Annotated in this window: 17 protein-coding genes and 1 pseudogene; 9 read left to right on the top strand and 9 right to left on the bottom strand. The window is 72.9% G+C overall.

The window, feature by feature from the left end:
• Positions 1-14 precede the first annotated feature (14 nt).
• From EKD16_RS19875 to pth, 3 genes are all read left to right on the top strand, one after another.
• Positions 15-986: a ribose-phosphate diphosphokinase gene (locus EKD16_RS19875; RefSeq protein WP_131100149.1), complete on the top strand. Its 972-nt coding sequence runs from the start codon at positions 15-17 to the stop codon at positions 984-986.
• Positions 987-1304: 318 nt separating this feature from the next.
• On the top strand, positions 1305-1982 hold the full coding sequence (locus tag EKD16_RS19870) for a 50S ribosomal protein L25/general stress protein Ctc (RefSeq protein ID WP_131100146.1): 678 nt from the start codon (positions 1305-1307) through the stop codon (positions 1980-1982).
• Positions 1983-2088: 106 nt separating this feature from the next.
• Positions 2089-2742: an aminoacyl-tRNA hydrolase gene (gene pth / locus EKD16_RS19865; RefSeq protein WP_131100143.1), complete on the top strand. Its 654-nt coding sequence runs from the start codon at positions 2089-2091 to the stop codon at positions 2740-2742.
• A 76-nt stretch (positions 2743-2818) separates the two neighbouring features.
• On the opposite strand, the pseudogene EKD16_RS19860 reads toward pth, so the two are convergent.
• A pseudogene (locus EKD16_RS19860) lies at positions 2819-2968 on the bottom strand (RNA-guided endonuclease TnpB family protein); the annotation flags it as partial.
• Positions 2969-3224: 256 nt separating this feature from the next.
• Here EKD16_RS19860 and EKD16_RS19855 point away from each other — a divergent pair.
• The 5 genes from EKD16_RS19855 to EKD16_RS19835 all read left to right on the top strand — a co-directional run bounded on the left by EKD16_RS19855 (position 3225) and on the right by EKD16_RS19835 (position 8888).
• A complete protein-coding gene (locus tag EKD16_RS19855; RefSeq protein ID WP_242677075.1) occupies positions 3225-4700 on the top strand; it encodes a sugar transferase in 1476 nt (491 codons plus the stop codon).
• Positions 4701-4705: 5 nt separating this feature from the next.
• Positions 4706-5497, top strand: coding sequence for a 3'(2'),5'-bisphosphate nucleotidase CysQ (locus EKD16_RS19850; RefSeq protein ID WP_131100141.1), 792 nt, complete (start codon positions 4706-4708; stop codon positions 5495-5497).
• A 47-nt stretch (positions 5498-5544) separates the two neighbouring features.
• Positions 5545-6477, top strand: coding sequence for a sulfate adenylyltransferase subunit CysD (gene cysD / locus EKD16_RS19845; protein ID WP_131100138.1), 933 nt, complete (start codon positions 5545-5547; stop codon positions 6475-6477).
• Between the two features lie 49 nt (positions 6478-6526).
• Complete coding sequence (locus EKD16_RS19840) at positions 6527-7795, top strand: sulfate adenylyltransferase subunit 1 (RefSeq protein ID WP_131100135.1); 1269 nt, start codon at positions 6527-6529, stop codon at positions 7793-7795.
• Between the two features lie 202 nt (positions 7796-7997).
• Positions 7998-8888 carry a sulfotransferase family protein gene (locus tag EKD16_RS19835; protein ID WP_131102806.1) on the top strand — a complete coding sequence of 297 codons (891 nt, stop codon included), beginning with the start codon at positions 7998-8000 and terminating at the stop codon, positions 8886-8888.
• Between the two features lie 521 nt (positions 8889-9409).
• On the opposite strand, the gene EKD16_RS19830 is transcribed toward EKD16_RS19835, so the two are convergent.
• The gene (locus tag EKD16_RS19830) at positions 9410-9712 is read right to left on the bottom strand and encodes a hypothetical protein (RefSeq protein ID WP_131100132.1); all 303 of its coding nucleotides are present in this window, start codon (positions 9710-9712) and stop codon (positions 9410-9412) included.
• Positions 9713-9884: 172 nt separating this feature from the next.
• On the opposite strand from EKD16_RS19830, the gene EKD16_RS19825 reads away from it, so the two are divergent.
• Positions 9885-10847 (top strand): glycoside hydrolase family 26 protein, encoded by a 963-nt coding sequence (locus tag EKD16_RS19825; RefSeq protein ID WP_394347288.1) that lies wholly within the window; start codon positions 9885-9887, stop codon positions 10845-10847.
• 187 nt (positions 10848-11034) lie between these two features.
• Here EKD16_RS19825 and EKD16_RS19820 read toward each other — a convergent pair whose 3' ends face one another.
• The 7 genes from EKD16_RS19820 to EKD16_RS19790 all read right to left on the bottom strand — a co-directional run bounded on the left by EKD16_RS19820 (position 11035) and on the right by EKD16_RS19790 (position 20513).
• Positions 11035-12486: a glycosyltransferase gene (locus EKD16_RS19820; protein ID WP_242677469.1), complete on the bottom strand. Its 1452-nt coding sequence runs from the start codon at positions 12484-12486 to the stop codon at positions 11035-11037.
• A gap of 104 nt (positions 12487-12590) precedes the next feature.
• Complete coding sequence (locus EKD16_RS19815; protein ID WP_131100126.1) at positions 12591-13049, bottom strand: glycosyltransferase family 28 protein; 459 nt, start codon at positions 13047-13049, stop codon at positions 12591-12593.
• An 82-nt stretch (positions 13050-13131) separates the two neighbouring features.
• On the bottom strand, positions 13132-14724 hold the full coding sequence (locus EKD16_RS19810) for a lipopolysaccharide biosynthesis protein (RefSeq protein WP_242677074.1): 1593 nt from the start codon (positions 14722-14724) through the stop codon (positions 13132-13134).
• Entirely contained in the window at positions 14721-15596 is an 876-nt protein-coding gene (locus tag EKD16_RS19805) for a sulfotransferase family protein (RefSeq protein ID WP_131100121.1), read from the bottom strand. The genes EKD16_RS19810 and EKD16_RS19805 overlap by 4 nt, the downstream gene beginning before the upstream one ends.
• A 288-nt stretch (positions 15597-15884) precedes the next feature.
• Entirely contained in the window at positions 15885-17123 is a 1239-nt protein-coding gene (locus EKD16_RS19800; protein WP_131100119.1) for a phosphotransferase, read from the bottom strand.
• On the bottom strand, positions 17120-18679 hold the full coding sequence (locus tag EKD16_RS19795; protein ID WP_131100116.1) for an O-antigen ligase family protein: 1560 nt from the start codon (positions 18677-18679) through the stop codon (positions 17120-17122). Before EKD16_RS19795 ends, EKD16_RS19800 begins: the two co-directional genes overlap by 4 nt.
• A 115-nt stretch (positions 18680-18794) precedes the next feature.
• Complete coding sequence (locus EKD16_RS19790; protein WP_165498620.1) at positions 18795-20513, bottom strand: Wzz/FepE/Etk N-terminal domain-containing protein; 1719 nt, start codon at positions 20511-20513, stop codon at positions 18795-18797.
• Between the last annotated feature and the right edge of the window lie 138 nt (positions 20514-20651).

The raw sequence follows: 20651 nt of genomic DNA, 5'->3' as shown, positions 1-20651 counted from the left end.
GGGGGATCTCTGAAGTGACCGGCATGAAGGCCGCGGGTCAGAAGAAGCTCATGCTGTTCGGCGGGCGCACGCACCCCGAACTCGCGGAGCAGGTGGCCGAACAGCTCGGCATCGAAGTCGCGCCGACGAAGTTCCAGGACTTCGCCAACGGCGAGATCTTCGTGCGCTACCTGGAGTCGGTGCGCGGGTGCGACGCCTTCGTGCTGCAGTGCCACGCCGACCCCATCAACGAGTCGATGATGGAGCAGTTGATCATGGTCGACGCCCTCAAGCGGGCTTCGGCCAAGCGCATCACCGTGGTGACACCGTTCCTGGGCTACGCGCGCCAGGACAAGAAGCACCGGGGCCGCGAGCCCATCTCGGCGCGGCTGATGACCGACCTGTTCCGCACCGCCGGGGCGAACCGGCTGATGTCGGTCGACCTGCACACCGACCAGATCCAGGGCTTCTTCGACGGCCCGGTCGACCACCTCTTCGCGCTGCCGCTGCTCGCCGACTACGTGCAGTCGCGCGTCGCCGGAACCGAGGCGACCATCGTCTCGCCCGACGCCGGCCGGGTGCGCACCGCCGACCGGTGGGCCGACCGGATGGGCACGCCGCTGGCGATCATCCACAAGCGGCGCGACCCCGAAGTGGCCAACGAGGTCCGCGTGCACGAGGTCGTGGGGCAGGTCCGGGGCCGCACGTGCGTGCTGGTCGACGACATGATCGACACCGCCGGCACCATCGTCAAAGCGGCCGACGCGCTGTTCGAGCAGGGGGCCGAGGAGGTCATCGCCGCGGCCACGCACGGCGTGCTCTCCGGTCCCGCCGCCGAGCGGCTGCAGAATTCGCGCATCTCCGAGGTGGTGACGACGAACTCGCTTCCGGTGCCCAAGGACCGGCGGTTCGAGAAGCTCACCCAGCTCTCCATCGCCCCGCTGTTGGCGCGTGCCGTCAGCGAGGTCTTCAGCGACGGCTCGGTCACCAGCCTGTTCGAGGGCTGAGCCGACCGCGGGTGGGCGCGGACCGCGGCGCCCTCCCGCGGCGCCATGTGTTCGAGCGGCCCGGCGGAGCCATTAGACTTGACCGAGTGTCCCCAGCTCCCGCTGGGACGCGCTAGGCATTCCGGCCGCACCACCGCGGCCGGTGCGGCGCCGTCGGCGAGTGTTCGCGCTCCGGGGCGGGCGCGCTCGACGCGGTGGGATGCGGTCGGCTTCCGCCGGCAGGCAGCGGCCCTGAGGACGTCGCCGTCCACGCGGGAGCCGTTCTATGTGAAGTCGTGTTCCCCGTGGCTTGCGGGGACGATCCCGAGGAGTTTTGTCGTGTCCGAGGTACGCATCGCTGCCGAGCCGCGCACGGAATTCGGCAAGGGCCCCGCACGGCGCGTCCGCCGCGCGGGTAAGGTGCCGGCCGTCCTCTACGGCCACGGCACCGACCCTCGCCACATCGCCCTGCCGGGCCATGACCTGATGCTGGCCCTGAAGACCCCGAACGTGCTGCTGCGTGTCGACGGCCTGACCGGCTCCGACAACCTCGCGCTGCCCAAGAGTGTTCAGCGGGACCCGATCAAGGGCTTCCTGGAGCACGTCGACCTGCTGGTGGTGAAGAAGGGCGAGAAGGTCACCGTCGAGATCTCGGTGACCCTCACCGGTGAGATCGCGTCCGGCGGCGTGCTCAACCAGGAGCTGATCACCGTCGAGGTCGAGACCGAGGCCACCCGCATCCCCGAGGGCGTCGAGTACGACATCGAGGGCCTCGGGGTCGGCGCGCACGTCACTGCGGCCGACCTCCAGCTTCCCCGCGGCACCGAGCTGGTCAGCGACCCCGAGACCATCCTGCTGACCATCGCTCCGGAGCGCAGCGAGGAAGAGGTCGAGGCGCTGGAGACCGCCGAGGCCGACGTCGCCGCCGAGGCGGCCGAAGAGGCCGCCGAGGGGGCCGGCCAGGAGGCCGAACAGGCGTCCGGCGAGGGCGAGTCCGCCCAGACCGCCTCGGAGTAGGCACAGCAGAGCAAGCCGCGATCGGCTGGGATCCGGACGCGGGCCGCTGCCCGCGTCCGGATCCCGGCCGATCGTGCGGGGAACGGATGGCGGACGGCGGACTGCTATGCACGGTCTACTGCGGCGGGTGCGCGGCGCCGCGCCGGCCGAGGAGCGGAGCGGTGAAGTGGCCCCGGTCGAGTCGGAGCGGTGGCTGGTCGTGGGGCTGGGCAATCCCGGTCCCTCCTACGCCGGCAACCGGCACAACGTCGGCTTCATGGTGGCCGAGGCACTGGCCGAGCGCGGCGGGCAGCGGTTCAAGGCGCACAAGGCGCGCGCCGAAGTCGCCGAGACCCGCCTGCAGGGCGTGCCCGCGGTGCTCGCCAAACCCCGTTCCTACATGAACCTCTCCGGGGGGCCTGTGGCGGCTCTGAGCCGTTTCTACAAGGTGCCTCTGGAGCGAATCCTCGTCATCCACGACGAGCTGGACATCCCCTTCGGCGCGCTGCGCCTGAAGCGCGGCGGCGGCGCGGGCGGCCACAACGGCCTGCGCTCGGTCGCCTCTTCCCTGGCGGATCCGGCCTACCTGCGAGTGCGCGTGGGCGTCGGCCGCCCGCCCGGCCGGATGGACGCCGCCGCCTACGTGCTCAAGGACTTCTCGGCCGCGGAGCGCAAGGACCTCGGCGTGGTCGTCGAGCGCGCCGCCGACGCCGTCGAGACCGTGCTGACCGACGGGCTGGAGAAGGCGCAGAACACCTTCCACACGTCGGTGTCAACTTGACCCGGCCCTGAAGGCCGGGCTTGGAGGTAGCCGCCCGACCGGCTGCCGGGTGGGCTCCTCCGACCAGACACCCCCGCTACGGGGCGGCAGGGACGCGTGACGCACGCCCCGCATTCCACGCAGCCTCGCCGCGTACGGCGATGGTGCGGGAAGCGTTGCGGTCGGCGTGGGCAACGACCCCGCACGACCGGCACACGAACCGGGCCTGATCGACCCGGTTCTTCTTCAACCGCCGCGACCCAATGGCTTTTTCCGGCTACATCCTGTCACGTCGCGCGACTATGCGATCACGTTTAGCTATGATCTGTCGGGTCAGTTCGCGTTCCGCACCCCTTGTTCGTCGTCGTGTCCGCGCGCGTGCCGCGCGCATCCGCCCTGCTATCGCGTATCGGGTCGGCACGGCGGGCCGGCGTCGCGCCGGAGGCCGCGCCGGGCACCGCGGCGCACAGTGCGGACAGGGGGCCGTGCCGAAGTTGGGGTTTATGGTCGTCACCGAACGGGTCCCGGCGCATACGGCAGGAGCGTCGGCCGCGCGCGCCTCCTCCGCGTGGATGCGCTCCTATGTCCACGGGCTGCTGTGGATCGACGCGGGTGCCGGGGTCCTCGCCGGCGCGTCCGCCTTGCAGATCCGCTTCGGCCACCCGCTGACCACGTCGGCGGGGCCCTGGTACCTGCTGTTCTCGCTGGCGCTGCCCGCCCTGTGGGTGCTGGTCGTCGCGTTCTCCGGTGGCTACGCCCGCCGGTTCATCGGGCAGGGCACCGAGGAGTTCCGCCGCGTACTCAGCGCCGGCGTGGTGCTGACCGCTGCGGTCGCGATCACCGCCTACTCCGCCAAGGTCGACGTCGCACGCGGCTACGTGCTGCTGGCGCTGCCCACCGTCGTGCTGGGCACCCTGATCATGCGCTACGCCTGGCGCAAGCGGCTGCACCGGCTGCGTGCGCGGGGCCTGTGCATGCGCGGCGTGGTCGTGGTCGGCCACCCGGAGTCCGCCCGCGACCTGGTGCGCCAGTTCCGCCGCGAGCCGTACCACGGGATGGGGGTCATCGGCGTGTGCCTGCCCCGGCGCCGGATGAGCGGCGAGCCCATCGGCCCCGGCGACATCGACGGCTGCCCGGTGCTGGGCGGCTTCGGCGAGGCGGCCGAGGCGGCCGAGCGAGCGGGCGCCGACACGGTGGCGGTGCTCTCCTGCCCGGAGATGGACGGTCTGGAGCTGCGGCGGCTGGCCTGGCGGCTGGAGAAGAGCGGCACCGACCTGACGGTCGCGCCCGCCCTGATGGAGGTGGCCGGTCCGCGCACGACCATCCGGGCGGTCGCGGGGATGCCGCTGCTGCACGTGGAGCACCCCGAACTGGCGGGGGCGCGGCGGGTGGTCAAGGGGCTGTTCGACCGGGCGGCCGCCGCGCTGGCACTGGCGGCGCTGGCTCCGCTGCTGCTCGGGCTGGCTGCGCTGATCCGCGGACTGGACCCGGGGCCGGCCCTGTTCCGGCAGACACGCGTGGGCAAGGACGGTGTCGAGTTCACGGTCTACAAGTTCCGTACCATGGTGGTCGAGGCGGAGCACCTCAAGACCGGGCTGCGCCTCGCCAACGAGCACGACGGCGTACTGTTCAAGATGCGCCGCGACCCCCGGGTCACCGCGTTCGGCGGCTGGCTGCGCCGCTATTCGCTGGACGAGCTCCCCCAGCTGCTCAACGTCGTTCGGGGAGATATGTCACTTGTGGGTCCGCGGCCGCCGTTGCCCGACGAGGTGGCGCGGTACGGCCGCGACGTTCGTCGGCGCCTGGTCGTCAAACCGGGCATGACAGGACTGTGGCAGGTCAGCGGCCGGTCGGACCTCTCCTGGGAGGAATCCGTCCGTCTGGACCTGCGATACGTGGAAAACTGGTCGTTGACCCTGGACGTCCAGATCCTGTGGAAGACATGGTCAGCAGTTGTCCGCGGAGCGGGAGCGTACTAAGGCCGGTGAGCAGCATCCGTAACGATCACGAAGTGGCGCGCGACCTGGCGACCGAGGCGGGGCAGCAGTTGCTCCGGCTGCGGGCGCGGCAGGGATTCGACGAGCCCGAGGTCCTGCGCACACTCGGCGACCGCACGTCGCACGAGTTCCTCTTCTCCAGTCTGGGCCGCCTGCGCCCCAGCGACGCCGTCCTCTCCGAGGAGGGCATCGACGACAAGGCGCGGCTCGGCGCCCGGCGGGTGTGGATCATCGACCCGCTGGACGGCACCCGGGAGTTCTCCGAGTCGGGCCGCACCGACTGGGCCGTGCACGTGGCGCTGTGGGAGAACGGCGAACTCGTGGCCGGAGCGGTGTCGCTGCCCGCGCAGGGCAGCACCGTATCGACCGTCGACCCCCCGTGGCTGCCCGATGAGCGCCCCACCGAGCAGCGGCTGCGCATTACCACCAGCCGCACCCGGCCGCCGGAGTTCGTGCAGCGCCTGGCCACGCAGATGGGCGCCGAGATCGTCCCCATGGGCTCGGCCGGCGCCAAGATCTGCGCCGTGCTGCTGGGCATCGCCGACATCTACGTGCACGCCGGCGGCCAGTACGAGTGGGACAGCGCAGCACCGGTGGCGGTGGCGCGCGCTGCGGGTCTGCACACCTCCCGTATCGACGGCAGTGAGCTGTCCTACAACAGGACCAACCCGTCACTCCCGGATATTCTTGTCTGTCGACCGGAATTGTCGAATATGTTGTTGGCTAGTATCCGCGGCGTCGCCGAGCGCGACGACGCGGACCCACACGCGGCGGGATGAGTGCGCAACCACCGCGCGTGTGCGTCAGAGGAGCGTGAGGCGGGTTCATGATTCAGGCCAATACGGCGCCGCTCGGCCGGTACCAGCTCTCCCAGCTGGACTTCCTGGAGGCCGAGGCGATCTACATCATGCGCGAGGTGGCCGCGGAGTTCGAGCGGCCGGTGCTGCTGTTCTCCGGCGGTAAGGACTCCCTCGTCATGCTGCGGCTCGCGGAGAAGGCCTTCTGGCCGGGCGCGATCCCCTTCCCGGTGATGCACGTCGACACCGGGCACAACTTCCCGGAGGTCATGGAGTTCCGCGACCGCCGCCTCGCGGAGGCCGGCGTCAAGCTGGTCGTCGCTTCGGTGCAGGAGCAGATCGACCAGGGGAAGGTCGTCGAGCCCACGGGCCGCTGGGCCAGCCGCAACCGGCTGCAGACCGCGGCGCTGCTGGAGGCGATGGAGGAGCACGGCTTCGACGCCGCGTTCGGCGGCGCCCGCCGCGACGAGGAGAAGGCCCGCGCCAAGGAGCGGGTGTTCTCCTTCCGCGACGAGTTCGGCCAGTGGGACCCCAAGGCCCAGCGCCCCGAGCTGTGGAACGTCTACAACACGCGGATCAACATGGGCGAGCACATCCGGGTGTTCCCCCTGTCCAACTGGACCGAGCTCGACGTGTGGGGCTACATCGCCCGCGAGAACCTCGAACTGCCGGCGATCTACTACTCGCATGCGCGCACGGTCTTCGAGCGCGACGGCATTCTGCTCGCCGACAGCCCCTTCATCACCCGCGGCGACGACGAGGAGCTGTTCGAGGCCACCGTCCGCTACCGCACGGTGGGCGACATGACCTGCACCGGCGCGGTGCGCTCCTCGGCCGAGGGTCTGGAGGAGATCATGGCCGAGATCGCGGCCACCCGGATCACCGAGCGCGGCCAGACGCGCGCCGACGACCGCTCCAGCGAGGCGGCCATGGAAGACCGCAAGCGCGAGGGCTACTTCTAGAGCCCGGCGCCGCCCTCTCCCCACCCTTTCCCTTTTGGAACGCGTGCATATGAGTACAGACATCCTGCGGTTCGCCACGGCCGGCTCCGTCGACGACGGCAAGTCCACGCTGATCGGCCGCCTTCTCTTCGACTCCAAGTCGATCTTCGAGGACCAGCTCGACGCCGTGGAGCGCACCAGCCGCGGCCGCGGCGAGGAGCAGACGAATCTGGCCCTGCTCACCGACGGCCTGCGCGCCGAGCGCGAACAGGGCATCACCATCGACGTCGCCTACCGCTATTTCGCGACGCCGCGACGGACCTTCATCATCGCCGACACTCCCGGCCACATCCAGTACACCCGCAACATGGTCACCGGGGCCTCGACCTCCGACCTGGCGGTCATCCTGGTCGACGCGCGCAAGGGCCTGCAGGAGCAGAGCCGCCGCCACGCCTTCCTGACCACCCTGCTGCAGGTGCCGCACCTGGTCGTGGCCGTCAACAAGATGGACCTCGTCGACTACTCCCAGGAGCGCTTCGAGGAGATCAAGCAGGAGTTCACGGCGTTCGCCACGAAGCTGGACGTCAGCGACCTCACCTTCATCCCCATCTCGGCGCTGCACGGCGACAACGTCGTGGACCGCTCCATCAACATGCCGTGGTACGACGGCTCTTCGATGCTGCACCACCTGGAGCATGTGCACATCGCCTCCGACCGGAACCTGATCGACGCCCGGTTCCCCGTGCAGTACGTCATCCGGCCGCAGCGCGCGGCGGATCCCGCACTGCACGACTACCGGGGCTACGCCGGGATGATCTCCGGCGGCGTGTTCAAGGCCGGCGACGAGGTCATGCACCTGCCTTCGGGGCTGACCAGCCGCATCGCCAAGATCCTCACCCCCGACGGCGAGCTGGCCGAGGCGTTCCCGCCCATGTCGGTGACGATGCTGCTGGAAGACGAAATCGACATCTCGCGGGGCGACATGCTGTGCCGGCCCCACAACCAGCCCGAGGTCTCCCAGGACATCGAGGCGATGGTGTGCTGGATGGCCGAGAGCCGCAAGCTCACGCCGCGCTCGAAGCTGATCATCAAGCACACCACCCGTACGGCCAAGGTCGTGGCGCGCGACATCCGCTACCGGTTGGACGTCAATACGCTGCACCGCGACGAAGAGGCCGCCGACCTCTCCCTCAACGAGATCGGGCGGGTCAGCCTGCGCGCCACCCAGCCGCTGTTCGCCGACGAGTACAAGGACAACCGGCTGACCGGCGGCTTCATCCTCATCGAGGAGGGCAGCAACACCACGGTCGGCGCCGGGATGATCGTCCGCGCCGAGTGATCGGGCCGTGAGCCGGTCCGCGGGCATGATGCGCCCGCGCCCGGTCAGGGAGCGCCGGAGGGATCCGGCGACCCCGCCGGGGCGCCGCGCCGGCCGCGGGGACCGGCTCCGCCCGTTGTCCGATTCCATATCGTGATTTTTTAGGTGCGCACCGTACTAGGGTGCGCCTGTGGACGATTTCCAACTGCTCTTCGTCGGCGGCATGGGCCGTTCCGGATCCACGCTGATCGAGCGGCTGCTGGGTGAGTTGCCCGGCGTCTGCTCGCTCGGCGAGGTGGTGCACATGTGGCGCAGGGCGCTGATCGACGGCGAAGCCTGCGGCTGCGGGGTGCCGTTCGCCGAGTGCGGGTTCTGGGGGGCGGTCGGCGGGGCGGCCTTCGGCGGATGGGACCGGCTGGACCCCTGGGAGGTCCTCGCGCTCAAGGCGTCCGTGGACCGCACGCGCTTCGTCCCCGCTCTGCTCAACGGGCGGCCCCCGGCGCGCCTGGCGGAGCGTCTGGCGCGCTACACCGGCCTGTACGACCGCCTGTACGCCGCGGCGGCCCGGGTGAGCGGTTGCCGGGTGGTCGTCGACTCCAGCAAGCACGCGTCGCTGGCGGCGTGCCTGCGCCACCGCTACGGCTCCCGGCTGCACCTGGTGCACGTGGTGCGCGACCCGCGGGCGGTGGCGCACGCATGGGGCAAGCGGGTGCCGCGCCCGGACGCCACCCGCACCAGCCCCGAGCAGGACATGGCCCGCTACTCGCCCGTTCGGGCCGCGATTCAGTGGACGATGCAGAACGAGGTGCTGGCGCGGCTGTCGGCGGCGGGGGTGCCCACCCTGCGGGTGCGCTACGAGGACTTCGCGGCCGACCCCGCGGGCGAGTTCCGCGGTCTGGCGGACTTCGCCGGCCACGACGGGGCGCTGCCCGTCGACACCGAAGGCACGGCGCGGCTGTCGCCCGCCCATACCGTCTCGGGCAACCCGATGCGGTTCCGCTCCGGGGCGGTGTGCGTGCGTCCGGACGGGGCGTGGCGCAGCGGGCTCGGTCCGGTCGGCCGCACGACTGTCGCGGCGCTGACCTGCGCCGGCCGGGGGCGGTTCGGTTACTGAGGGAGCGGGGAGGGCGGGGGAGTGGCCGGTTGCTGTCCGACTTATCCGGGATGCGGCACGCCGAGGTTTGTGACTCCATGTAGTTGAACCTGTTCCTATGGTAGCTATTTGTGCATGGGGGAACGACGGAGGGCCCACAGGACCGACAGGATCGACAGGCGGGGATCCGGCGTCCCGCGCGTGGCGAGCGCCTGCACGCCCGGGCGCTGCGGCGGCGCGGCGCTCGCGGTGACCGTGGCCGTGGTGGCGTGCGCGCCCACCGGAGTGCTGGGTACGAGCGTGTACCGCACCGACGCGGTCGGACCCGATACCCGGTACGGCTCGTATGCCCCCAGCCCCGCGGCGTCCGGGGCCTCGGCCGCGGATTCGCCGATGCCGCGCGGCTACGCCGGCTACACGCCGCAGAGCGAGCGCTCCCCGGTTCCTCCGGGTGCCGCCGGGCAGGCAAGTACCTCCGCGGCGGCGAGTGCTCCCGCTGGGCCGTCCGCGTCCGCGGCGCCGTCGGCGAGTCCCTCGTCCGCTCAGACACCCGACGAGGCGAGTCCGTCCGCCACGCAGCGCCCGTCGGCCGTGCCCGGAGCGCCGACGGCGGCGTCCGGCGCGGCGAGTTCGAACTTGAGCCCGTCCGCCGCACCCGGCGCCTCGGGCGAGCCGTCCGTGTCGGCCGTGCCGTCCGCGCCCGGCACGGAGCCCGACGCCTCGCCCTCCGCCTCGCCCGAGTCGGGCGGTCCCTCCGGGCCCGAGCCCTCGCCGCCGGCAAAGCCCTCGCCGTCGGGCGGGGAGCCCGGCCAGAGTCCTCCGCCGGAGCTGATTCCGCCGTTCACCGTGTTCCCACCGCACTCGGCCTCCGAGACGCCCGGACTCGGCGTCGAGCCGTCGCCGGAGCATCCGGGTTACCCGGGATATCCGGGCCCCACCCCGACTCCGACTCCGTCACCGACAGCGTCGCCCTCGCCCGAATGCGGGGTCAGCAGGATTCTGGAGCCCGAGTGCGGCGTGTGGTGGGGAGCCAGCCCCTATCGCGGCGACGTGCGGCCGCTGGAGCGCGCCACCGGACGCCGCCTGGACATCGTCTACACCTGGCACGGCGTCGACCAGCACCGCGTGCCCACGCCGAAGGAGCGCCGCCTGGCCGAGCAGGGGCGCTTTATCCACGCCAACATCGAGGCCAAGCGGTTCAACGTGCGCGGGCATCCGGTGCAGAGCTACCGCGACATCATCCGCGGCCGCTTCGACGACTCGCTGCGCTCGCAGGCGCGCCGGGTCGCCGACCTGGACCTGCCGTTCTTCGTCACCTTCGACCACGAGGCCGACGCGAACAAGCGCTACCACACCCGCGGCACGCCCCGGGAGTTCGTGCGGGCCTGGCGGCATATCGTCGACATATACCGCCGCAACGGCGCCGACAACGCGATCTTCGTCTGGAACGTCACCGGTTGGGAGGGCAACCTGCACCGGTTGCCGAGCCTGTGGCCGGGCAACGACTACGTCGACTGGATCAGCTGGGAGGCGTACAACATGACCGGTTGCGAGCTGCAGCCGCACTGGGACCATGTCGACACCTTCGAAGAGGCGCTGCGCCCGGCCTATGAGTGGCTGCAGCGGGAGGGGCCCGAGCACGGCATCGACCCCGGAAAGCCGATCATGATCGGTGAGATGGGCACCGTCCCCATCCCGGGCGACCCGCAGGCCACTCGGGAGTGGTACGCCGACATCCCCGAGACGCTGCGCAAGTACGACCGGATCCGCGCCGTCAAGCTGTGGGACGGCATCACCGCGCCGACCTGCGACTTCCGTGTCCTGCGCGACCGGCACGCCGCCCGCGGCTACCTGGACGCCGCCGACGACCGCTACGTCAACGTCCCGCGCCAGGCCCGCGAGGCCATCGACGAGGCGATGGAACTGGCCGAGGACGCGCGCAAGCGCGCCCGCGAGCTCCACGAACGCGGCCTGGGGTAGAGCGGATCCGGTGTCACGCCCTGCCGCCCGGGGACGCGGGGGCGGCCCCGGGGCACGTGGGACGTCTGCCCGCGGCTTGCCGCCGAGCGCACGCTGAACGGTCCGCTCCGGGGCCGTCGCCGCCGCACATGTTGCGGCCGGGTGCCGTGGGCAGAGCCGGGCCTCCGCGAGTACCGGCTGCCCTGGCCTACAGTCCGCGCCCGCGCCGGTGCAGTGCCCGCAGCACCGCCGCCGGCGGCAGACCGCAGGCCACGGCGGCGGCGAGATAGGCGCGGGGTTCGCTCCAGCGGGCGCGCACCGCAGCCGTGGACCACTCCAGCGCGGCCCGGCGCCGACCCGCGGCGGCCTCGGCGAAGGCGATCTGGCCGGCGACGCGGGCGAATCCGCGGGGCACCAGGCGGAACTCGGGATAGGCGGTGAGCAGCCAGCGCAGCGCCGTGGAGATCGTCGGCCACCGCCCGCCGAAGTAGGACCGCGGATGCCACAGCACCCGCACCAGCGGGTCGGAGACGTTGCGGATGCGGGAGCGGCGCGCCAGCCGCAGCAGCAGTTCGTAGTCCTCTCCGTAGCCGCCCGGGATCTCCTCGTTGACGGTGCCGCAGCCGTCGACCAGCGCGCTGCGCCGCAGCAGGAACGTCGAGGGGTGCAGTTCGGTCAGCCGTGAACGCAGCAGGTCGGTGAATCCGACGCTGGAGCGCGGCAGTACCCGCACGGACTCGGTACCGGCGTAGTCGACGCGGATTCCGCAGCAGACGAGTTCGGTATCGGGTTCGGCGCGCATGACCTCGGCCTGCGCGCGGAGTTTGCCGGGCAGCCACGCGTCGTCGTCGTCGCAGAAGGCGACCAGTTCCGTCTCGGCGGCAAGGAGGCCGGTGTTGCGGGCTCCGGCCAACCCCGGCGCCTGGGAGTTGGCCGTCACCCGCAGAGGGCGGGCGGCGTCGGGCCGCTCCAGCGTGCGGTCGGGCTCGGCGCGGTCGTATACGACCAGGGTGCGCACCGTGCCCGGGTAGTCCTGGTCGCGGATGTGCTCCAGCGCGCGCCGCAGCAGATCGGGACGGTCGCGGGTGGGCACGATCGCGGTGATCTCCGGCCAGGTGTCCGTGGGGTGCGGATGCGGCGCGGGCGCGGCGGACCGCGGATCGGGTTCGCCGATGAGCAGATCGATCAGGCGGCCGGCCCGGTGGGCGGCCGCGGCGGTGCCGCCTCCTGCGGGCTCGCCGAGCCGGAAGTCCGCGGGCTGGGCCAGCGCCTTGTCGACGGTGGCGCAGAACTGCTGGTAGCTGGAGCAGGAGCGCACCAGCCCGGCGTCGTCGAGGCGGGCGACGAAGCGCAGCTGGTGGTCGTCGACGTGCTCGATCAGTTCGGGATCACGGGCCACGGTGATGGGGAGGTGGCCGCGGTCGCGCGCTTCGGCGATGGTGGCCGGACCGCCGTGGGTGACCACCGCCGCCGCTTCCCACATGGCCGCGCCCAGTCCGCCGCGGTCGAAGTAGGCGACGCCTTCGGCAGTGTCAGGGGCCACGGAGGCGCCGTGCTGGATCAGCACCCGCACGTCCGGCCGGGCGCGGGCGTAGTGGTCGGCCCAGTCGATCAGCCGCGGGAACGCGTGGTGGTCGGTGCCGACAGCGACCAGGACCAGTGGAGGCTCCGCGGTGCCCGCGGCGGCGGGGTCGGCGGGCGTAGGCGTGTCTGCGGGGCCGGTTTCGACGGCGGCTGTGTCGGTGTGGGTGTCGCGGTCGTCCGTCACAGCAGCGGCCCCACGGTGATCGCGGTCGGCAGGAAGACGCGCTGCTCGTCCCACTGGGTGAGGTGCAGCCGAGTGAAGGGACGGCACAGCCGGGTGGTCAGCGGCGCCGAGTCGATCCGGTCGTAGACCTCGATGTAGACGGTGGGGATGCGCAGCAGCCAGGCGAGCACGAAGAACGGCAGGGCGACGCCGGCGCCGGTCGAGACGACGGCGGCGGGGCGCGTACGGGCGAGGGTGCGCACCGCGAGCACCGTGTTCCGCAGCAGGTTGGGCAGGTTGCGCGTGGTGGGGTGGTGGGCGGGGCGCACGTCCTCGCCGTCGAGCAGCTGCAGCGCGTCGGCCGTGGGGAAGGTGACCCAGATCCGGCGGCGCCGGATCCACCAGGGCCGCAGGGACCACAACTGGGCGAGGTGGCCGCCGCTGGAGGCGACGAAGAGGACCGGAGCGCTTGGCATGCCGCCATCATGGCATAACAAAACGTATTGGCATTGTTGCTTTGTGTTATGTCGCACGATGGGATGCGGCATCCGGGTCGCCTCAGTCGGTGCCGCCGCCCCGTGCGGTGCCGCGGCGCAGCAGTCCGTCCAGTTCAAGGGGGTCGCGCAGGCGCCAGAGGGTCGCCAGGAAGCCCGCCGAGCCGGCGGTCAGCGCGACCGCGAAAGACACCGGCCCCGTGCCCACCGCGAACGCGCACAGTAGCGGAACGCCGCCGAACCACACCAGGCAGCTCACCGCGGCCAGCACCCACCTGCGGTCGAACGGGTGAAGCCCGTGCGAGCGCATCAGCTGCACCAGCGGCAGCACTTTGCGCACCGCGATGGCGCCGGCCCAGGCGGCCGCCGCGCCGGTCGCCCCGGTCCAGGGCACCAGCAGCAGGCACAGCGCCACGTCGGCGGCCAGGGCCAGCAGGTTGTTCGCGAGGTTGAGCCGGGTGCGCCCCGTCATGGTCAGTACGAGGTCGCCCATCCCCAGCGCGGCCGACAGCAGCTGGGCCAGGGAGATCACCACGAGCACGACGGCACCCTCGGTGTACCGCGGCCCGAACAGCTGCATCAGCAGGGGGGCGTAGACGATCGCGGGGAGGAATATCGGCCAGGTCAAACAGATGAGCCAGGCGGTGCCGGAGCGGTAGAGGGTGTTGGCCCCCCGCCGGTCGTCGACCGCCAGCATTTCGGCGAGCCGCGGTTCGGCGGCGAACTGGAGCGCCTGGGCGGCGAACTGCCCGGCGACCATGAAGCGTGTGGCGGCGGTGAAGACGGCCGCCTCGGCGGCGCCCGCCAGAGCGGCGACGAGCACGATGCCGATCCGCTGGATGCCCAGTTGGGCGATGCTGGCGACCGAACGCGGCAGTGAGAACGCCCAGAACGTCCGCGGGTCGGCCTCCTCGACGCCGGCTCCGGCAGCGGTGCGCGGCCGCGCCGGTGCCGGTGAGTCGGGGGGCGCCGGCACCGGAGCGGCGCCCCCCGACGTGCCGCTCGCATCACCGCGGTACCGGGCGACGATGCGGTGCATCCACCACCACGCCAGCACCGCAGCCGGCAGGTAAGGTCCGGCCCAGGCGACCGTGAGCAGCCCCGCACCGCCGGTCAGCGCCACCGCGCTGATCAAGACGAGCTGCCCCAGCGGGCGGCCGAGTTTCTCCAGCAGCACGCCGGCGCGCATCTCGTGGTAGGCGCGGGTGGCGGCCAGCGCCGCGTCGGTCACCACCGCGAACGGGAGGAACGCGGCGAGCAGGCGCAGGTACATCTCGGCCTGCGGCTCGCCCACCAGGGCGGCGAGGTCGTCGGCGAGCGCGAACATCGCGGCGCCGCCCAGCACCGACGCCGCCACGGCGGGCACCAGCGCGGTACGCAGGACGCGCGGTGCGGCGTGCCCGGCTCCGCGGGCGCGCAGCCGGGCGAGGAAGTAGACCAGCCCGTTGGACGTGCCGAGGTTGGCCACCGCGGACGCGATCAAAAAGACCGAGGTGGCCGAGAACAGCACGCCGGCGGTGTCCGCTGAGAACCCGCGGGTGACCGCCACGACGATGCCCAGGTTCACCAGGGCGCCGGCCACGGCCCCGCCCATGTTCAGCGCGCTGCCGCGGGCGACCCGCCCCAGGCCCGCGCGGCGGTATTCGGCCGTGCTCATGCGCGCCACGCCGGGGTGCGGCCCCACCATTGGGCGAGGTCTTCGTCGGGGGAGAGGAAGTGGTCCGACAGCCGCGCCCGCAGCCGCTCGGGCATCTGCCGGCGGGGGCGAGCGTTGTGGCGGCTGAACCGGATCCGGTCGCAGTGGTCGACGCCGAGAAAGTCCTCCACCCCGGTGAACACCCGTTCGGGATCGGTGAAGAACGCCTCGCTCTCGACGACGTGCACCCGGTGGCGGCCCAGGTGTCCCTCCAGCCGCCGCAACTGCTCGGCGTAGCGGCCCCGCGAGAGATAGGCCTGATGCTGGTGCGCGTGAGACCACGCGCCGGGGTCGCTGCGCAGCCGCTCCTCCTCGCCGCGCAGCCGCTCGGGCTCCAGCTCCAGGGCCCGCTCGAAGGGCTCGCTCTCGAACCCGCGGGCCCGTTCGTGGCTGTGCGCGGAGTAGGCGCGCTCCACGGGGTCGCGCAGCATCACCACCACCTTCACCCCGGGCAGGTCCCGGGCCAGCCGCTCGGCCGCCAGCGGGTGGAAGAGGTAGTAGGGGCTGGACTCGCCCACTTCGATGCGTGTGCGGCCGCTGCCCGAGCGCACCAGGGCGCGCAGCGGGAAGTGCCCGCGGTACCAGCCGATGCCGCGGGCGTAGCCGGTGTCGAAGTAGTGCACCCCCTTGCGCAGGGGCGGACCGGCCACCTGCGGGTGCTGGACGAGCGCCCGGAACAGCGACGTCGTCCCGCAGCGCTGCGCACCGGCGATGATGAAGGTGGGCAGCGCCCGCGCTTCTCGGGTGGCCTGCGCCAGTGCGGAGTGCACCGAGCGGACTGAGTGCTTGACCGGCTCGGGAAACGGCAGTCGGCGTGCGGTGGAGTTGGTCATCGGGTCCCTTCCGTGGAACTTCCGCCTTCGTTCACAGCGGGTGGCAGCGCAGGCCGTGGGGAGGGGGCGGTGGGCGCCGGTGCGCGGTGGGCGCCGGATCGGCGGCTCCCGGCGCGGGGGGCCCGAGCGCCGGTCGGCAGGAAGGGGGGAGGTCACGGGCGGCATCCTTGTCTTCAGAGAGGTCGGGGCGGAACCGGGGAGGGGGTGGCGGCCGGGCTCGTGCTCACCGGTGGTGGAGGTCGCGCCCGGCGGGAGGCGCGCAGTGCCCTCGCCGGGGGCGGGCGGCGCTCATCCGGGCTCTCCGGCTTCGCGGGCGGCGCGGTCCTCCAAGCCGGCCAGTGCGGGCAGCAGCCAGTCGTCGACGGCCGCGAGGCTCCCGCCGGCCTCGGCTTGGCGGTCCTGCAGGTAGCGGGTCGCCAGATCGATCAGGTACAGCGCCATGACCGCGGCCTCGGTGCCGGGCACCAGCCCTGCGCCGGTGATCAGCGGGTCGCGCAGCAGGCGCGCCCCCGTGTCCAGCCATCGGTGCACACCGGGGTGGACACCCAGCTGCACGCACTCGTTGAGCTCGTAGTGCAGCGCGTCGAAGCCCAGCGGCACCCCGAAGGCGAGCCGCTCCCAGTCCCAGACGAAGGCGCGCCGCGGCGTGGTGGCGACGTTCCACCGGGTCAGGTCGCCGTGCCAGGCGCCGAACGGCAACCGCACGTCGGGCAGCCGGTCCAGACAGGCGCGCAACGGCGCGGTCTCGGGACGCTCACCCAGCGCGGCGATCCGCTCGGCCAACTCCGCCCGGTAGGGGCTCCGGGCCAGCGGCAGCACCCGCACCGGCTCCAGGGAGCCGATCTGCAGGACGCAGCGCAGCAGTTGGCGCCGCGTCGGCCGGTCGGTCTGGCCGCCGACCGGCAGCGCGTCCTGCACCAGCAGCGGGTGGCCGTTCCACTCGCCTTCGTGCAGCAGCCGCGGCACGGTGACGTCTCGCAGCCGGGATTCGGCCAGCCGCGCCAGCGAGTGGGTTTCGGCGCGCACCAGGCGGGAGGTGAGGTCGTTGACGCCGATCTTGGCGTAGCCCACGGCCCGTCCGTTCGGAGTCAGCAGTAGCAGGACCGGTTTGCGGTTGGCGCGCGGCGGGCCGATGTGCACGGCGATGACGACGCGGCGGTCCAGCGCGGCCGACAGTTCGTGCTCGATGGTGTGGCCAGGCCCGACGTGCAGCCGGTCGCGCAGTAGCAGCGGCGCCACGCCGCTGGCGAAGGCGGAGGTGAGAGCGGCCGCGCGCAGCCGCTCGCGCAGCGAGTGCCGCTGGGCGAACGCGGTGACGGCGCGGGCGGCGGCGTGGCGGTCGGCCACCGGCAGGATGACCCGCGGGTTGTGCGCCGAGGGGACCGGCACGTAAGCGCGGGTGTTGCCGTCCCCGCGTCTGCGCCCGGTGCCGGGGGCGTCCGCCGCGGGGTCGGCCCGCCCCATGAGTCCGCCGCACGGCCACAGCACCTCGGCGAGGCCGGTCAGGTAGGTCGTCTCGCCGTTCACCGCGCGCCCTCCGAAACGGCGGGGGCGGCGCCCGGATCGGTAGCGCGCCGCCACAGCACGGCGACGCCGATCATCGAGACGGCCAGCGGCGCCGTGAGCGCGACGTAGAAGAACATGTACCAGAACAGCAGCAGCACCGAGAGCAGGGCGGCCGAGCCGATCAGCGTCAGGTCGCGGCGGTAGCGCCAGAGGGCCTGGCCGAAGAACGCCAGGAACAGCCCGGTGCCGATCCAGCCGTTGGCCACCAGCAGCAGCCAGAACTGGCCGTTGTTGCCGATCGTGTGGTTACCGCAGCGGGGGCATTCCGGTGACGGGCCGATGGCGATGGACTGCGAGCTGCCCACCATGTCGCGGGTAGTCCCCCAGCCCAGTACCGGCGAGGTGTTGGCGGCCTCTACCGCGGCGATACTGGTGGCCGCGCGGCCGTCGTCGCTGTGCGGGTTGTCCATCCGCTCCTGGACCACGTCCATCAGCGGGGAGAGAAGCGCCGCGACCAGCGCGGCCGAGGCGGCGCAGCCCACGGCCGCAACCGCGGCCACGCGTCCCCGCCGCAGCAGCTGGACCAGCACGAACAGCAGTGTGAGCACGAGCCCGACCCATACGGCGCGGTTCAGCGAGTAGACCACCGGCGCGGCGGCGAGCACGATGGCCGCGCCCGCGATCCAGGCGCGCCGCCGCTCGGCGCGTGGACGAGGCCGTCCCGCATCACGGAATGCCGTCCCGGCGGAGGCCGCGGGGGTCGTCATCCAGCCCGCCACCAGCCACAGCAGCAGCAGCGAGAGCATGTTGCCCCAGGTGTTGGTGTACTCCCAGGGGGCCTTGGGGCGGGGTGCCTCGTAACCCAGTACGTCCATGATCTGGGCGGCTGCGGGGTGGATGAGGTCCCGCACGTAGGGGTCGGCGGCCAGCCCGGCGGGCAGCACCATCTCCACCGGCGAGGTGAACTCGAAGTGCGGCGCCGCCATCCCCAGCAGGCCGCCCGCGACGGTGGCCAGGCACAGCCAGCCCAGCGCGCGCGCCACGGCGAGGTCGCCCAGCTCGCGGCGGCTCGAATTGCCGATGTAGAGCAGCAGTACGGTCACCGCGAGGTACCCGGCCAGCCGCACCAGCGCTCCGGCCGCTCCGCCGCTGCCGGGGACCGTGCCCGGGGCGGTGGTGCCGATGAGGGTGAGCCCGGCGGCGCACCAGAGCAGGAACAGCGCCCACAGGCCGAAGCCCGGCGGCAGCCGCAGCCCGGTGCTCCGGTGCCGGCGGATCAGCTCGGCGGCCATGGGTACGGCGAAGACCAGGAACGCGAACCGGCCCAGGCCCAGCGCCCACCACAGCGGGTACCCGGCCAGCAGCCAGACGACCGGCCACCCCGGCGCGAACACGCGCCCGCGCAGCGGCGCGCGCCCCGGGGGCCGTCCGGTGGAGGGCGGCGCTGCGGCGGATCCGGGCCCCGCGGGGGCGGGCCGGGCGGTCGGACGGGAGGCGTGCGCGCCGGCCGAGCCGACCTCGGCGCCCTGGACAGCCGTCACCCGGCCGCCGGCCGCGGCCGCCCACCACCGGCTCATCGGGCCGCCCCCGGCTGCCGCCGCCGTCCGCGGGGCGTGCCCGAGAGGCCGGTGCCGGTGCGGACCGGGCCTCCTCCGGCGGTCGGGTGGGGGATCGCGGGCTGGGCCGTCATGATCAGCGCTGCAGGGTCAGGTCGGTGTCGTCCTGGGGTTGCGGCTCCGCGTCCGCGGACTCGGCCGATGCGTCGCCCTGGTCCACCGAGTCGGAGGTCGCCGCGGCGCTGTGGGCGGTCGCCTCTTCCGGTTCGTCGGCGGTGGGTCCGGTCTTTTCCGACTCGGCGGGGTCTTCGGTCGGCTGCTCCGCCGTGAGGGGCGCGTGTTCGGCGGCCTGCCGCCGCTGTGCTCGGCGCCGCTCGGCGCGCCCGGGTGCGGTGGCGACGGTGCCCGGTGCCGGGACGCCGAGGTCGGCGAAGGCGGCCAGAGCCTCATGCAGGGCACTCGTGCGGGTACGCCCCAACTCGACGACCGGAACGACGGCGTCGGCGCCGCGGGCCAGCGCGCACGCGTCGGCGCGCTCGGCCGTGGGGGCGGTGGCGACGACCACGATGTCGGCGCTCGACCGCAACCGCCGGATCAGCTGTGCCATGGCCGGGCGCTGCAGCACGTCGGCCGCGTCGGCGCCGCCGTAGTCGAGGATGCGCAGTCCGGGAGCCGCCGCGTCGCGCCGTTCCAGTTGGGCGGGGTCGGCGCCGCCGAGCAGGGCGTCGCCCAGCCCGGCGCCGCAGGCGCCGTCCGGCGCGGCTTGGGCGGGATCGGCGTGCACCAGCAGCACGTCGGCGCCGATGCGCGCGAGCGCGGCGGCCAGGGCGGTGGCCGCCGGCCCGGCGGAGGCGCCGCGGGAGACGGCCGGAACCAGCACGACCGCCCCGCTTTTCCCGGCCCCGGCCGAGTCGGCGCTGGGGCGCCCGAGGCTCGCGGACAGCCCGAGCGCGGCCTGATTGGCCCGCTGCGCGGGCCGCCCGGAGCCGGCGTCCGCCGGGCCCGCCGAGCGGGCCACCTCCAGCAGCACGGGCAGGCCGACGGCGCGCGCGGTGTCGCGGCCGGAGCGCAGCCGGTGGCCGCGCCGGTCGGCGGCGAAGGCGGCGGCCGTCCCGAGCGCGAGTCCCAGCACGCCGCCGCCCGCCAGCCACAGCGGCGGCATCGGCGAGGCCGCCTCCTCCGGGGTGCCCGCCGGGGTGATGATCTGTGCCGGCACGATCGATGCGCGCAGCGCGCGTAGCGGGTGGATCGCCTTGTTCAGTTCGGTGATCTCGTTCTGCACCGCGGTGATGCGCGCCCGGCCGCCGTCGGCGGCACCCCCGCCTTCGGACAACTCGCCTAGTTCGGCACGGCGGGAGTCGGCCTCGCTCTCCAGCGCGGACAGAGTGTCGCCGAGTTGGCGGTCCACCTGCGCGGCGCGGTATTCCAGGTAGGCACGGGCGAAAGCGGCCGAGCCCCGCTGGGCGTCCCGCGGGCTCCCGGCGGGGAACGCGATGTTCAGGACGCTGCTGTTCGGCGGCACGCTGACCTCGACGTCGCGCCGCAACTCGACGGGGGCGGCGTCGGCTCCGAGCCGCTCCGCGGCGGCCGCGGCGACCTCGGCCGACTGCACGATCTGCGCTTCGGTGTCGAGGTTGACCTCGCCGTTGGTCCGCCCGGACAGCTCGCCGGTGATCTCGGGGATGCCGCTGGGGCGGACGTGCACGGCCGTGGTGGAGACGTAGGTCTGCGGCAGAACGACCAGCGCCGCCACCGCCAGCAGCAGGCCGGCGGCCGTCCCCGCGGCCACGATGGGCCACCGGCGGCGCAGCGCAGCTGTGACGTCTGTGAGGTCCCCTCCGGCGGCGGTGTCCATACCGGCCCGTTCCTTTCCCCGGCTACCACTTTCGGTATTAACTAGAACACCTAGGGTAGTCATTTTATGGGAACGTGCAGGTTATCCACGCGCAAGATCGCCGCCCTGTCGGAAAATCCCCCCGGGCGGCGGGAGGCT

Origin of the sequence: Streptomonospora litoralis (assembly GCF_004323735.1) — a bacterium.
Classification (GTDB): Bacteria; Actinomycetota; Actinomycetes; order Streptosporangiales; family Streptosporangiaceae; genus Streptomonospora; species Streptomonospora litoralis.
Note: the sequence above shows the minus strand (reverse complement) of the source record. Positions and strands in the feature narration are given on the sequence as shown.

What these genes read in the sequence shown, in the direction of transcription:
- pth (WP_131100143.1), top strand. Translation starts at nt 2,089, where the DNA reads ATGCACGGTCTACTGCGGCGGGTGCGCGGCGCCGCGCCGGCCGAGGAG.
- EKD16_RS19855 (WP_242677075.1), top strand. Translation starts at nt 3,225, where the DNA reads ATGGTCGTCACCGAACGGGTCCCGGCGCATACGGCAGGAGCGTCGGCC.
- cysD (WP_131100138.1), top strand. Translation starts at nt 5,545, where the DNA reads ATGATTCAGGCCAATACGGCGCCGCTCGGCCGGTACCAGCTCTCCCAG.
- EKD16_RS19840 (WP_131100135.1), top strand. Translation starts at nt 6,527, where the DNA reads ATGAGTACAGACATCCTGCGGTTCGCCACGGCCGGCTCCGTCGACGAC.
- EKD16_RS19835 (WP_131102806.1), top strand. Translation starts at nt 7,998, where the DNA reads ATGGGCCGTTCCGGATCCACGCTGATCGAGCGGCTGCTGGGTGAGTTG.
- EKD16_RS19815 (WP_131100126.1), bottom strand. Translation starts at nt 13,049, where the DNA reads ATGCCAAGCGCTCCGGTCCTCTTCGTCGCCTCCAGCGGCGGCCACCTC.
- EKD16_RS19810 (WP_242677074.1), bottom strand. Translation starts at nt 14,724, where the DNA reads ATGAGCACGGCCGAATACCGCCGCGCGGGCCTGGGGCGGGTCGCCCGC.
- EKD16_RS19805 (WP_131100121.1), bottom strand. Translation starts at nt 15,596, where the DNA reads ATGACCAACTCCACCGCACGCCGACTGCCGTTTCCCGAGCCGGTCAAG.
- EKD16_RS19795 (WP_131100116.1), bottom strand. Translation starts at nt 18,679, where the DNA reads ATGAGCCGGTGGTGGGCGGCCGCGGCCGGCGGCCGGGTGACGGCTGTC.
- EKD16_RS19790 (WP_165498620.1), bottom strand. Translation starts at nt 20,513, where the DNA reads ATGGACACCGCCGCCGGAGGGGACCTCACAGACGTCACAGCTGCGCTG.